The 14,058-nt window shown below is 44.4% G+C and carries 14 protein-coding genes; 12 read left to right on the forward strand and 2 right to left on the reverse strand.

All coding sequences use genetic code 11. From position 1 onward, the window contains the following. Together F7R24_RS14285 and F7R24_RS14290 are read right to left on the reverse strand one after the other, a co-directional pair. On the reverse strand, window positions 1–1,365 hold a 1,365-nt coding region (locus F7R24_RS14285; RefSeq protein ID WP_151671940.1), incomplete at its 3' end, for a retention module-containing protein. A 130-nt stretch (window positions 1,366–1,495) separates the two neighbouring features. Then, window positions 1,496–3,097, reverse strand: a complete 1,602-nt coding sequence (locus tag F7R24_RS14290) for a phosphohexomutase domain-containing protein (protein ID WP_151671941.1) — start codon at window positions 3,095–3,097, stop codon at window positions 1,496–1,498. Window positions 3,098–3,498: 401 nt separating this feature from the next. Here F7R24_RS14290 and F7R24_RS14295 point away from each other — a divergent pair, with 401 nt between their 5' ends. The 12 genes from F7R24_RS14295 (at window position 3,499) to galE (ending at window position 13,914) form a co-directional block, all read left to right on the forward strand. Then, on the forward strand, window positions 3,499–4,611 hold the full coding sequence (locus F7R24_RS14295) for a hypothetical protein (protein ID WP_151671942.1): 1,113 nt from the start codon (window positions 3,499–3,501) through the stop codon (window positions 4,609–4,611). After that, window positions 4,608–5,165 (forward strand): peptidylprolyl isomerase, encoded by a 558-nt coding sequence (locus F7R24_RS14300; RefSeq protein WP_151671943.1) that lies wholly within the window; start codon window positions 4,608–4,610, stop codon window positions 5,163–5,165. Before F7R24_RS14295 ends, F7R24_RS14300 begins: the two co-directional genes overlap by 4 nt. A gap of 20 nt (window positions 5,166–5,185) precedes the next feature. Further along, window positions 5,186–6,991, forward strand: a complete 1,806-nt coding sequence (locus F7R24_RS14305) for an OmpA family protein (RefSeq protein WP_151671944.1) — start codon at window positions 5,186–5,188, stop codon at window positions 6,989–6,991. Beyond that, window positions 6,991–7,458: a hypothetical protein gene (locus F7R24_RS14310; protein WP_151671945.1), complete on the forward strand. Its 468-nt coding sequence runs from the start codon at window positions 6,991–6,993 to the stop codon at window positions 7,456–7,458. Before F7R24_RS14305 ends, F7R24_RS14310 begins: the two co-directional genes overlap by 1 nt. An 18-nt stretch (window positions 7,459–7,476) precedes the next feature. Beyond that, window positions 7,477–8,085, forward strand: coding sequence for a hypothetical protein (locus F7R24_RS14315; RefSeq protein ID WP_206057572.1), 609 nt, complete (start codon window positions 7,477–7,479; stop codon window positions 8,083–8,085). A 40-nt stretch (window positions 8,086–8,125) separates the two neighbouring features. After that, window positions 8,126–8,656 carry a hypothetical protein gene (locus F7R24_RS14320; protein WP_151671946.1) on the forward strand — a complete coding sequence of 177 codons (531 nt, stop codon included), beginning with the start codon at window positions 8,126–8,128 and terminating at the stop codon, window positions 8,654–8,656. Window positions 8,657–8,681: 25 nt separating this feature from the next. Continuing rightward, window positions 8,682–9,434 (forward strand): hypothetical protein, encoded by a 753-nt coding sequence (locus tag F7R24_RS14325; RefSeq protein WP_151671947.1) that lies wholly within the window; start codon window positions 8,682–8,684, stop codon window positions 9,432–9,434. Continuing rightward, window positions 9,431–10,090, forward strand: a complete 660-nt coding sequence (locus F7R24_RS14330) for a hypothetical protein (protein ID WP_151671948.1) — start codon at window positions 9,431–9,433, stop codon at window positions 10,088–10,090. The genes F7R24_RS14325 and F7R24_RS14330 overlap by 4 nt, the downstream gene beginning before the upstream one ends. Before the next feature lie 10 nt (window positions 10,091–10,100). After that, window positions 10,101–11,351 (forward strand): PASTA domain-containing protein, encoded by a 1,251-nt coding sequence (locus F7R24_RS14335; RefSeq protein WP_151671949.1) that lies wholly within the window; start codon window positions 10,101–10,103, stop codon window positions 11,349–11,351. Window positions 11,352–11,370: 19 nt separating this feature from the next. Next, entirely contained in the window at window positions 11,371–11,841 is a 471-nt protein-coding gene (locus tag F7R24_RS14340) for a hypothetical protein (RefSeq protein ID WP_151671950.1), read from the forward strand. Window position 11,842: 1 nt separating this feature from the next. Beyond that, entirely contained in the window at window positions 11,843–12,706 is an 864-nt protein-coding gene (locus F7R24_RS14345) for an N-acetylmuramoyl-L-alanine amidase (protein WP_151671951.1), read from the forward strand. A 188-nt stretch (window positions 12,707–12,894) separates the two neighbouring features. Beyond that, window positions 12,895–13,914: a UDP-glucose 4-epimerase GalE gene (galE, locus tag F7R24_RS14350; RefSeq protein ID WP_151671952.1), complete on the forward strand. Its 1,020-nt coding sequence runs from the start codon at window positions 12,895–12,897 to the stop codon at window positions 13,912–13,914. Window positions 13,915–14,058 lie beyond the last annotated feature (144 nt).

The following is a 14,058-nucleotide window of genomic DNA, read 5'->3' on the forward strand; positions in this document are numbered from 1 at the left end:
AGTGTTGATAGCCGCTGTGTTGTCATCCCATGCAAACGCACCAGTGGCAGCTGGGCCATCAGCACCGTATGAATCATTTAGCAGAACGTTGCCACTAACCGATTGAACATCTCCGTCTTCTGTAACCGTTACCATGCCGTCGTCAACAGCACTTGGTGTATCGTCAGAAATAATGAGCATGCCATTATCAATCAAAACACTCTCAAACTGTCCCCCACCACTAGTGACGGTTCCAGTTAATGAAATAGAAACAACCTCATCCGTTAAACTGCCAGGCACACCATGCTCAAGAATAGGAAGGTCAAAAGGCGTAGACGTAGCGACGGTTTGCCCAACATTGAAGGTTATCGTTGCACCATTGCTAAGAGTAATAACAAGCGGTGAAGAGATTGGAGCAGAGGAAATTTCAGCTGTAACAGTTACCCCTGTCGTCCCTTCCAAACCAGAAACACTTCCGATTGAAACAGTGGTGGCGTCTGAATTATCAATAACAGAGACTTCAGTATCAGAACCTGTATCCACCGAGTCATAACCGCCACCCGATGTTGAATCAACACCCACAGTGAAAGTTTCTTCACCTTGGAAATATACATCATCCTCTCTTATTTCAATTGGTGTAAAACCAGAATTTCCACCAACAGGAATAGTTATAGTACCTAGACCATCACTTAACACGATAACTAATGGTGTTTCAGTTGGAGGCACGTCAACATTTGCCAGCACACCGACAAATGTTCCCTCGATTATCGAGTCGCCATCTAGAAATATAAAGGAGCCATCTTCATTAAGTAATGGATTACCCTGTGCATCTAACTGAATCAGAGTTAAAGTCACAACTGCGTTAATTGGCGCAGGAGCATCGGGTGCAGGTGCCTCAGGTTCTTCAGGTGCTTCGCCAGCATCCGAAATCGGCGCTTCAAATGTACTAAATGCTTGCTGCTCAAACTCAAACGCCAGCGGATCAACACTTTCAGATATACGTGTTAACTGAACAAACGAGCTACCACCGCCATCTGGGGCACCGTCGGTACCAGCAGCAGGAGCTTCAAGTTCATCAAGTAAATCACCATCGCCTTCTAGAGCCGCTAATATGGCTGCAACACTGGGATCAGTGACAATGTTTTCATTTACATCTGAAATAGATGCCGTAATTTGTGTTTCACTGATCGGCAACTCTTGAGGGCCCGTTAAATTGACAAGTTCGTTGCCGTCAAAATTCAGGGTGGCTTGTGAACCATTGTTAACTACAAGGGTTTCACCTGCGAACAGTGCATCACCCTCTGCTAATTGACGAAGTGTACCGTCTGATTGACGAGCAAACGCTTCGCCTGTGATGGATGCAACGGTTGCTATTTGAACGCTCATGGTATGTACCTCTCGTGATGAATAGGTCAACACCCTATCAATACAAATTGAATAGGGTCTTGTTTATGTCATCAGAATAGGTTCAAAACGACAAAATATATACTGTACTGTGGTACAGGTTAAATTTTGATCAAGAGGACTGGTTTATGGCGTTTTTAACAATTCGCTCTGCTTCATTTAAAAGCTCATCAAGATGCAACTCATCCACAAAGCTTTCTGCATAGATTTTGTATAGTGCTTCAGTTCCACTGGGTCTTGCTGCAAACCAGCCATTTTCAGAGACCACTTTGACTCCGCCAATACTTTGCTGATTGCCTGGTGCTGAGGTATGAATATCAATGATAGGCTCGCCCAGCAAATGAGAAGCAACAATGCTTGAAGCCTGCATCGCACTTAAAATGCGCTTATGCTCATGAGACGCAGGTGCATCAACACGCTTATAGAAAGGACGGCCCAATTTTTCAGTTAATGCGTTGTAATACTGACTTGGTGATAAACCCGTAACAGCGAAAATTTCTGCTGCCAACAAGCACAGTAAAATCCCATCTTTATCAGTGGACCAAGGCTGTCCATCAAGGGTTAAAAAACTAGCTCCTGCACTTTCTTCACCTGCAAAAGCCAAGGCTCCTTGATGCAAACCATCAACAAACCATTTAAACCCCACAGGCACCTCATAAAGTTTACGTCCATGCTGAGAAACGACACGATCCAACATTGAAGAACTCACCAGTGTTTTACCAATAGCAAAGTTTCCCGACCATTGAGGACGATTCTGCAAAAGATAATCAATGGCAACGGCCAAAAAGTGATTTGGATTCATTAGCCCAGCAACATCAACAACTCCATGACGATCAGCATCAGGATCATTCGCTAAAGCAACATCATAATGGTTACGTTGATGTAACAAGTTAGCCATTGCGTGCTTACTAGAGCAGTCCATTCTAATCTTGCCGTCATGATCTTTAGGCATGAAAGCAAACGTCGGATCTTGTTGAATATTGGTAATCGTAAGATGCAAACTGAAGCGACGAGCAATTGCTTGCCATACTTCTAAAGCCGCGCCTCCCATGGGATCGACGCCAATTCGCAAGCCAAAGCGCTCTATTGCTGCAATATTGATCGCTTTAGGTAAATTGGACACGTACAGATCTACAAAATCAAAAGGCTTAACATTTAGTTTAGCGTGCTGTAATGAAACGCGTTTCATATCACGTAAGTCATTTTCCAGAATTTGATTAGCACGATTTTGTATAATACTCGTTATGTGTGAGGCAGCAGGTCCACCGTCTGGTGTATTGTATTTGATACCTCCATCTTCTGGGGGATTATGGGACGGTGTGATAACAATACCGTCTGACAAAGAGGATGAATCCTTAAGATTGTGTTGCAAAATAGCATGAGAGATTAGCGGTGTAGGTGTAAAACCTTCGCTTGGGTGGACACAAACATGAACGCCATTGGCCACTAAAACCTCTAGCACACTTCCATAAGCCGGTATTGAAAGCGCATGCGTATCAAGTCCTAAATACAATGGCCCATGAATATCAGCCTGCTGACGATATTCAACAATCGCTTGAGTTATCGCCCATATATGATGTTGATTAAATGAGAGATTTAATGAACTACCCCGATGACCCGAAGTTCCAAAGCTAACACGTTGAGCGTCAACAGATGGGTCTGGAGTAAGTTCAAAGTAAGAGGAAATAAGCGAAGTGAGCGCAGAGTTACGCATAATATAAAGTTCCTTTTCAAAATTTTAAGCTGAAGGTTTACCCTTAAAATAAGGACGCACTTCGAACCTGCCGATAATATGTGCTTAGACTACAAAAAAACATTAGAAAAGTCTTTAGTTAATCCACTAAAAAGTGTTCAACATATCTGTAATGTAATCTACGTAACTTGAAGAACTAATTCGCGATTAGCATTTCGTTTTGTGAACCAAGTGAGTTAATAAGTCGTTGTTTGACTTGCGGTTTGAATGGTACCAAGCACTTTATTATTTTTTTGGGGCTGAATACTTACCAAATTAATTAGACTTTTCGTATTTGACACACAAATATTCGCTGCTACGCTAAAATCAAAAGAACGTTTTAACCTAACCATTTAAACTCTTGTTTTGTTCGGTAGGTCTTTATGGAAGCGACAGAGAATAGTCAGACTACGCCAGAAAAATCATATCGATTAACGGTTACCTCGATTGGCAATGCGACAGCTTTAGCCACAAAGGTAATTGCTAGCGGTCTAAACCTAGCGCCTGAAAAGGTCGCAGAAAAACTCTACAGAGCGCCATCCATACTTGCAGACAATTTAACAGAGGATATCTGTCAGCAACTTGCAACACTGATCCAAGATCTTGGCATTGAAGTGCGTGTTGAATCGAGCGAGACACCTCCACCGCCACCCTCAGAACTCTATGATATTTCAGTTCAAATTTCTGAAATTGAACATTTACCAAGCGTGGTAGAAAAACTTTCACCCTTCTTAGGTATCAACGAAACACAAATCATCAGCCTTTTAATCACTCCACCCGCTATTATTCTAGGGAGTGTTAGCCTAGCAACACTATCTGCTCTGAAAAGATTGTTAACTCTAGAAGGGGTGAACATCATTGCATCAAGACCGACAACAGCAAATTACGACCTGATCTCCTCAGTACTTAACAGCTATCAAACTCAACAGCTTAATCAATTTCTTCAACGACTGAATCTTTCATTACAAGCAAACAATGGACTGTGCTTATCAAGCTTGGACTATAGGACTGCGCAAACCATTTGGAAACACTTTGGTCACAATTTGCCTATTAAAATTATTAACCAAGACTTTTATCGCTATGACATATTAATTAATAACTTACCAGACATTATAGAAGTAGCAGCTCAACAGTATTTAGAAAACACTATTGGCATTAGCCCTGCAGATTACCCATCAGTGCAAGCCCATTTACCCTTAGTCATTCATGAAAGCATTTCTCACCAAGAAGCATTAAAACTGGAAACAGAATGTGCAACTCATGGACTACTGGTCTCAAAGATTAATATCACCTTTCAGCGCTTAAAAATTCAAATTCACACCGTTGAAGATCTCTCGCCCGTAGACACACTCCTTCAGCAGCTAGGCTTAATAGACACCCCATTAAAGAAACTCCCCTATATCACAAGAGATACATCTGAGACTTTCGCGCGATTTGCGAAACATCTTCTCGAGAGGAATGGTGCTCAAGTTAGCTATCAGGAGTGTGCAGTATGATTTCAGAAAATGTCCATATCATGCATTTAGGCTTGGCTGAGCAAGGCAAAATTTATGCATTGAAGAATGAGCACCAAGAAGCATTGAAGCATTACCGTGAGGCGATAAAAATCGCGGTTTCATTGAAGGCACCTGAAGTCTTCTTTCGCCACTACACCCAATGTGTGGTGGAAAGCCTAGAACGCAAAGGCAGCTACGATGAAGCGATTCAATTTTACCAAGCAGCGCACGAACACTACACAGCTCAACAAGTCAGCTCCAAGCTACATAACAAAGATCATGCCGATATTCTTCAAAAGCTTGGTTGCACGCTGCTCAAAAAAGGCGCCACAGACGAAGCCAAAAATGCATTTAATCTGGCCATAAAAACCGCTGGCGATGCGGATGTATCTTTGTCAAAAGAGTTACTTGGGTGGCTTCAGCGAGGTTACAGCATCAACCTTACACGAATCGAACAGCTACAAACCAAACATCACTACTTTGTAGTACGACAAGGTCAAGTCAATGCAAAGATTGCTCGATCGCTGTCTCAAGGGGCCGGCATGCCGGTATAGAACAAAAATGAGGTTTCACCATGAACGACTACGATGGAATGTCACCGGGTCAGGTGCTGAATGATGCAAGTGTCGCCGATTTTATAAAATCCCTGGGGCTAGGGATTGCAGAAGCACAAAAAGCCCTTGATGTTAATTCTGTTGAACAACTCGATGCCTTTATCCGACCCATCTCAGGACTCGGTGGAAAGTCACTTTTAGAGCTCGGATTACAACCTGCTTTTTACCACTTTCAACATGCAGATCTTTCCTGCTCCTTACAACTTTCTCTCAAAGTTCAGAAATCCTTTGGAGTCGACTTTGGCATTGAAGCCAAATATGAAAACTCAGATAAAACTAAGGATTTCGATGAAAACACACTTAGCCAAACAGAAGGGTTCTCTACAGAGCGAACCCAAACACGAACGGCTGAAATTAGCATAAAAGGCAATTCACGCGGCGCGATGCAAATCAATGGCCAAAGCGTTAACCTAGATGGACAAAGCCTCGACGAGCGCATCAAAAACTTCGCCGAGGCAGTTAGAGGTAATCAAGATATCTCCCGTGCCATTCCCGTGCAACAACCCACCGCCATTAGTCCACCACCACAAAAAGTCAGTGATGATATTTCAGATGACGAGGTTGTATTCACACCCAATAGCGTCGCATTTTTAGGCAATAAATTTAATCGGGCGACCATTATCATTCGAGAAAACCCATCAAGTAGTGAAACCTATCAACTTAAAACCAACACCAGTGTTGATGTAGAACCTGATACCAACACTAAAGGCTTTGCCACTAAAGTAGCTAATGCGATTGATGCGATTGAAGGTTACAAGGCCTCTGTTTATCCACACGAAGAACCACTAGGTCAGTTTTATTTTGGTGTCAATCTAGATATCCCCTATTCCAACAATGCTGCAGATAAACAGCGCACCAATGAACTATCCACTCAGGAAAGTAGCGAACTTATAACGCTTTACGCTCGTGTGATAAAAAACAGAGGCATCAAAATGAAAGTGATTGGCCATGCCAGTCGCACAGGAACGGAGGAACTGAATCAAGACCTCTCGAAACGTCGTGCCGAAAGTATCAAACAGCTTCTAGTTAACTCTGGAGCACCCGCATCAATGATCTCAACAGAAGGAAAAGGCTTTAATGATGCGCCAGCATCAGATGGAGAAAATCCGCTACGTCGTAAAGCAGAAATACTCCTCGATGAATCCGTTCATCTTGTCACCGTTGATGCACTTCAGGGACATGTCATTAATAAATCTCAAGTGCTGCCAAACAAACAATCAGACACTACCAGCCAAGGTAATGGGTTTATTTACGTATTGAACGCGGTCAGTCTTAACAACTTAAACAACAAACAAATCTCTATCAAAGGCACGAACTTTACCTTATCTGGAACCGCCGTCGACGGTTTAGAAACCAACTCACCTGAAGCGTTTGCGGCTAATTTAACCAAAGATGTAAACGCACTTAACGCACTGGCAGTCGAAGCAACACGAAGAGGTCATATCGCCTACTTAAGCAACGCATCTGATGAAGTCAAACTAATCCTCGTTAGCGAATCTTCAAGAGAAATTAACCTAAGTGGCAGTGACGGCGTCACCGTCAAAACTAATTTCACTCGAACTCAAACCCAAACCACTCGAAAAGAACGCGAAGGAAACACCACGGTTGCGGTGGGTGCATCGCTTAACGTTCGTTATTCACGTCAATTTGAAATGGAGATTACGGGCAACTCATCAATTTCTGCACGACTGGTTTCAGTTCCACCACCAACTGAGTTTGTTGAATCGATGCAAGCCATCCTGAATGACAAAAAAGGAGGCTCCTAATGTCAGCCGTGCCCAAAGTAACGCGGGCATTACTCAACGCCCCCTTGCCATCCATCATTGAGCGACTGGGTATCTCCATCGCGCAGGCACAAGCGGCTTTAGACCAAAACTCTATCGCGCTTGCGCAAGAAATGGCCGCAACTGAAGTCGATATCGGAGACAAAAGCTACAACCTGCTGACACTGGGCTTCCAACCGAGCTTTTATGCCTTCACCGAAGCCACTGTCGAAGCCAAGCTTAGCTTCAGCATGATGGAATCTACAGAATTCGGCGTCAATGCGGGTGTAAAGGCCGGCGCTTTTGGTGGACCAGTGATGTTTGCCGCAAGCGTTGAAGCCTCCTATGCCCGAAAATTTTCAGTGTCAGCCAATGGAATGAGTTCAATTGCCGCAAGACTTGTCTCTTTACCAGCACCTGATGTGTTTACTCAACTCCTTAAACAACAATACGAAACGCCCGTGACTTAACGGACTAGGAGAACAGCAATGTCAAACGATCTATCACTTGGACAAGAACTACTCAACGTCCCCATGGGCGACATGATTCGTGACATGGCCTTTGCAATTGCAGATGCTCAGATGCAGCTGGATGCTAACTCCGTCGAAGTTGCCGAAATGATGAGTGGATTAAAAGTCATCTATGATGAAAATGGCAATAAAGCTTTTGATGACAGTAGGGTTTATTTTGGGCACACCTACGATGGTGACACTCGGGTACCCACACGCGTATCCATGCTAGAACTTGGCTTCACACCCACTTTCTATCAATTTGTTGACACCATTATAGAAGTCAAAATTGCCATCAAAATCACTCAATCAAACTCCTCATTTGATCGTCAAAAAGACACTTCGCGAAACACCAACACAACCCTTTCCGGTGGTTTAGGATTGTTCAAAGCCACTGGAAGTCGAAATAAAACCGTCAACACCAGCCAAGTGGATGCCACCTACTCCTCCCGATACTCGTATTCAGCAGAAGGCGCCAGCTTACTCAGAACTAAGCTCTGCCCTGTTCCACCACCGCCCATTCTGGAAGATCGAATTCGTGCACTGATGGAATTAGAAGCGTCCAGACAACCGAAAGTAGAAGGCTAACCATTAAAGACTTCGTTTATTAATGAAGGAGTGAGGGAATATGAGCGTTGGACAAGAATTACTGGCTGTCCCCTTTCCAGAAATGATCAAAAACTTAGGGGTTGGGATTGCAGAAGCACAATTAGAGCTGGACCTGGTTTCCTTAAGAATTGCACAAATCATGGCAGGACAGGACCCTGGAAATGAAACGGCAGATGGTCAAGCAGCAGAAAACCCCTACCGTGTTGAGTTTACCGATGGAAAAAAGTACAGCCTACTGGAATTAGGTTTTACTCCCACCTTTTACCAATTCGTTGACACCGTTATCGAGTTGAAAATGTCGATCAGTACACAAACCGAAACAGAAAGTAAAAACAAATCACGTCAAGTCAAAGCGAAAGCTGGAGGCGTCATGCTGCCTATTCTCGCCGCAGGCTCCATGAGCGTGTCATCTGTGTCAGCCAGCTTCGCATCACGCTATCAATACTCAGCGGAAGGCAGTTCAATGATGCGAACTAAGCTTGTCCCTGTCCCAGCACCAGCCATCCTTGAAGAGCGCATACGAGCCATGATGAACCCTTCAACCGACTAAACATGACTTAGCAGGAACATAGATCATGCCTGGTTTTAGCTGGAAAGATCTTAAAAAATCTAAAACGTCCACTTCGGGGGAAGTGGCACCTCCCCCTATTCGCACACTTGAAGATGCAGCACAACTTTCACCGATGTTATCGAAACTTCTCGTGCAGCGTGAAAAACTGGAAGCGGAAATGCAGTCCCTATCTAAAGGACAGTCAGGTGTTCCTGGCACATCAGGTCGCGAATCCAGAATATTTCCGGTGCAAACACTCAAACAAAGAAGAGATGAATTACATCAATGGGAAACACACAGGGAACGACAAAAAGAAAACCACTTAACTAGGATGCAAACAGCCGTTAAAGACAAGATAGTGGAACTTGAAAAATCGCGAACGCAAGAAAACACTCTACCACTAAGACAATTTTATTCTGAAAAAGAACAAGATCGACCAACAAAATTAGATCTTTTAAACGATGCAATTCCTCCTCTACGGCAAACAGCAGCCGAAAAACCACTGGGCGAAAAACTACCGAACAAATTCAATCAATTTCGTGATCGATTCACGCAAGCACTTCCCAGTGACAAGGGTTATGAAGCACTCAAGCATCGATTATTGTCAGTAGAAGTCGGCAGTTTAGCGGACATAGGTCAACGCCTAGATCAACAAAGACAAGCTGCACTCGAAAAACTCATCCAAGAACGCGAACAGGAAGCACAAGATGCCTTAAGACGTGAGCGAGCACTCGAAAATTACAAAACACGTCAACGCGAGCAGGAATTCACGACATGAATAATAACGAATACATCGAAGGTACCATCGAATCCTTACTAGGCTCCATTGCAGATGGCGTAAGAGAAGCACAAGAGTCACTTAACGACTTACCACCAGTTGATATCTATGGCCGAGCCGTTCCTTCCTATCATATTCCTTACGTAGATTTCGATTTGGCTGTCAATTTAAGCATGCGCCAAACGACAGAAACGACCACAGGCAACACCAACCTTCCCGCAATCAAACGCCTAAGATTCAACCCCATCAGCAACACACAGACTGCGGAAATTAGCTCTCACATATCAGGTCGTATCGTATCAGTTCCGCCCGGAGAAGGATTACCACTCATAGAACTCTTTGCTGAAGAAGACCCCGATAAAAGAACCGCCAAAGATAGATTGATCAGAATTTTAGCGCGCAACAGCCACGGAGAGCTGATCGGTGGTCGTAAAGTGGAGATCAATATCAACTGGGAAATGAGCATGCATCTAAATAGCAACCAGACCTTGAACCGAAAAACAGCGGCGCGACTGGAAAGCTCAGCACTCATGACTCAAGAAAATGGTCAGACTGAAACCCATCTATTTTTTGGTCAAAACACACGAGTAGGCACCGTCCTAATACTAGACATCAATATGGGTAACTCAATGACTCGGTTAAGCGTCATACGCTAAGGAATTAAATATGAGCATTGCACGACTTATGGTTAGGGCAAAATTAGTAGACGAAAACAACAAGCCGATATCAGGGCGAAGAGTACTATTGCAAAGCTTCGAGATTGGCAGGAATACCTGGATCAATCTGATCAACAATCCAACAAACAATGATGGAGAAATAAACACAGCAGTCAATCGCGCCTTTACTGCCGCTCCTATGATTCAACTGCTCAGCAATACCCAAGTCATCAGCGAAGGTGGCTTAGTTCAGTATGACTCAACCACCCGAGTACTAAACATCGATTTTGGCGTGATAGAAATTCTAGACAATGAAGCATACCCATTGATCCCTGCCGACGCCAATAACACATTAAAAAAACAAGTCGGTGGATTACCTAAGCGACAAAATATCAGCTTTACACCCATGCTCGGTGTCCTATCTCAACCCGGTGTTCTGTCATTCAAAAGAACCGAAGATCTAAAAGCGGAGATCTTGAAAGAGTCAGCGACGATCAATCCCAGCGTTGCAGCAACGGCAACAAAATTTGACACATCTAAATACCAAACACTGCTCGATCGTGTCGAGGTGGATTTAGCACAGCAATCGATCAGTAAAGGGATTTTAGAAGTAAACTATAATAAAACCAGAGCTGAACTGCTCATCAAAGATGAACACCTCGTTAAAATGAGATTGGAAACACAACAATTACGCGAAGATTTAGAAAGACAAAAACAAGAAGAAATCAAAAAACTGCAAAACACTTTTGAAAAAAAGGTAGCAGACCTCACCAAAAAAACGAGCACGCTGGAAAAACAATTAGGCAGCGAAACAGATATTCTTTCATTGCAACGCTCCATCTCAGCAGGATTGGAAAACTTCAGCAAACAACAATCGCAGTCAGGTAGCAACCTTCGACTTGGCCGTGTGCAAGTCAATGTCAAAGGCCTATTCAGCGGTTCAGGTGACCGCATCACCTTGGCTGATTCACGATTGCTGGAAAATGCCACCAATGCTGCAGCGCTTTCGGAAATGGTCATTGAATACCTGCCAGAAGTACCTGAAGAAGAATCATCACAAACCAATGTACCTGACTTAAGTGGCCTAAGTGAATCCGCGGTCGCTCGCTTGCTTCGGGAACTTGGATTTGGCTTAGATGCTGCTTATGGCGATCCAGATGACCCTAAACAGTTCGGTGCAGGACAAGCTTTTAGACAGTCACCCGCTGCAGGAGAAAAACTCGCAAAAGGCAGAAAAGTGCTGGTTATCTTCGCCCATTAACGCAGAAACAGAGGTCAACATGGCAAGCAAAATTCAAAACCTAATACAAGACACCGTTTCGGCACCCTTAGGCGATATTATTGCTTCTGTCGGTCAAGGAGTAGCCGATGCTCAAGCTGCGCTTGACCAAGGATCACTGGCACAAACCCTTCGGCTGTACCAAGCAGGTGATGATAAAACCATGCAGATGTTAAAAGACATCGGCTATCAACCCACCTTTTACACCATTCCAGAGGCAGAGGGCGACATTACCGTCGCCATGAAAATGGAGCTCACTTCAACCGAAAATACCGGTGGCACGGCAAACACGCTAAATCCGAGAAAAAGTAAAATCAGAATGTATGCGACGCCCGTCGATGCCGGTTACTCGAATCGATACAGCTACACAGCTGAAATCCAGGCACGCATACGCTTCAAAATAGTTCCCATACCGCCACCAGACAACCTTAGCAACCTGATTCCAACACCTGAAAAAGAAGACGAGGTATAACATGAAAATCAAAAACCATTTGCTATACCACGACAACAACGATCGTGTTGAATGGCAGGAAACACCCAACAAAAGCGGTCATCTCAAAGAACAAAAACCCCGCTACATCATCATGCACTATACCGGCGGTAGCAACGTTCAATCTGCGATTAACACCTTCAAAAACAGACAGGCACAGGCTTCAGCTCATTTAATCATTGGCAATGATGGTCGCATCGTGCAAATGGGACGTTTTCATGAGCGCTGCTGGCATGCGGGTAGATCAGAATGGCAAGGCATAAAAGGACTCAACAGTTACTCCGTCGGTATCGAATTGGTGAACTGGGGTTGGTTAAACGGAGGTCAAGGCAATTGGCGCTCATGGGCAGGCACTCGAGTGCCTGATGAAAACGTCGTTCAACTCAAGCATAAACATGACGCCACTCAACGAGGCTGGGAAAGCTTCAGTGAAACGCAAATCGAGGTCACTCTCAATGTCGTCAGAGCACTCCTTCATCAATACGACCTAACCCCTGACTGCATCCTTGGTCATGACGATATATCGCCCGGAAGAAAACAAGACCCAGGTCCAGCCTTTCCTTTTGATCGCTTCAGAGGTTTGTTAGAAGGCAGACGAGAAACGGAACAACCAGATATCCTTAATCCCATCATCTTTGAACCAAAATTCCGTGTTACCGCCTCATCGGGGCTAAACATGAGAAGTGGCCCCAGCATCGCAGACACCGTGATCAAAACACTACCCAGCAACTCTCAAGTGATACTACTGGAAAAACTCGACCACTGGTGGCTCGTCAGTGAAATTATCAACAACAAAGCGGAAACCACCGGCTGGGTGTATAGTCACTGGCTCTTCCCGATAAATTGAGACTCTTGGCTGACTAATTTACTCAACAGCTGATTATACTAAACGTCCATATTAAACAATGCGATACAACGTACTACCAGAGAACTGATTAGCACATTTGATAATACACAAACGCTGAAACCGTTCTATAGTACAATACCAACGCTATCACAATGCTTGATAATTCGCGGTATGAATAAGGACGTAGTATGAACAAAGCCGTATTAGTGACCGGCGGTGCCGGATACATTGGATCGCACACCACCGTTGAATTATTAGAAGCAGGACATCAGGTTGTCATACTTGATAACCTATGCAACGCCAACCGCGAAGTGTTTAACCGGATCGAACAGATCACCGGCAATGCGCCTATCTTTATTCAAGGTGATATTCGCAACTCTCTAACCCTTGATCTGGTAATGCAACTCTACCCTATTCATACCGTTATCCATTTTGCAGGACTGAAAGCGGTCGGTGAAAGTGGACAGCAACCGCTAAACTACTACGAAAACAACGTTCATGGCACCATCGTTCTATGCCAAGCCATGCAACGTGCGGGGATTAAACGCTTAATCTTTAGCTCATCGGCGACCGTTTATGGCGAGGAAGCTCCCGTACCTTACATAGAAACGCTTCCTCGGGGAAAGACCAGCAACCCCTACGGCACCTCTAAATCCATGGTAGAGCAAGTACTGACCGATCTGTATAAGGCTGATCCTGAATGGTCTATCGTTCTGTTAAGATACTTCAACCCAATTGGAGCACACGATTCAGGCCTAATCGGTGAAGACCCACGAGGCATCCCCAATAACTTAATGCCCTACATCGCTCAAGTCGCGATTGGCCGACTACAACAACTCTCTATTTTTGGGAGCGACTACCCAACACAAGATGGCACTTGTGAAAGAGACTACTTGCATGTTGTGGATCTGGCGATTGGACACCTTAAATCCATGCAAGCATTGGACAGCGCGGGTATTCATATCTACAACCTCGGTACAGGGCAACCTGTCTCTGTCCTATCTATGGTGAAAACCTTTGAAGAAGTGACTCAGCAACCTCTTCCCTACCGAATCACGGATCGACGCGCAGGTGATCTAGCAGCATTCTGGGCTGATGCTAGCAAAGCTGAAAATGAGTTAGGTTGGAAAGCAGAGCGTACACTTAAGCAAATGATCGAAGACACTTGGCGCTGGCAGTCCAATAATCCGAATGGGTATGAGAGATGAGAGATGAGGGTCAGAGTCTGTGGTATCCCCACGAATTTAAGACATGACACTTGATGACCTTTTTAGCTGCTCTGCAAACTCTTTGATACCCTTTCGCCAAATCCGATCAGGTATTCTAAGGTTATTCATTAGCAGACGTTTTCC

Origin of the sequence: Nitrincola schmidtii, from assembly GCF_008973715.1 — a bacterium.
In the GTDB taxonomy this organism is placed as follows: domain Bacteria; phylum Pseudomonadota; class Gammaproteobacteria; order Pseudomonadales; family Balneatricaceae; genus Nitrincola; species Nitrincola schmidtii.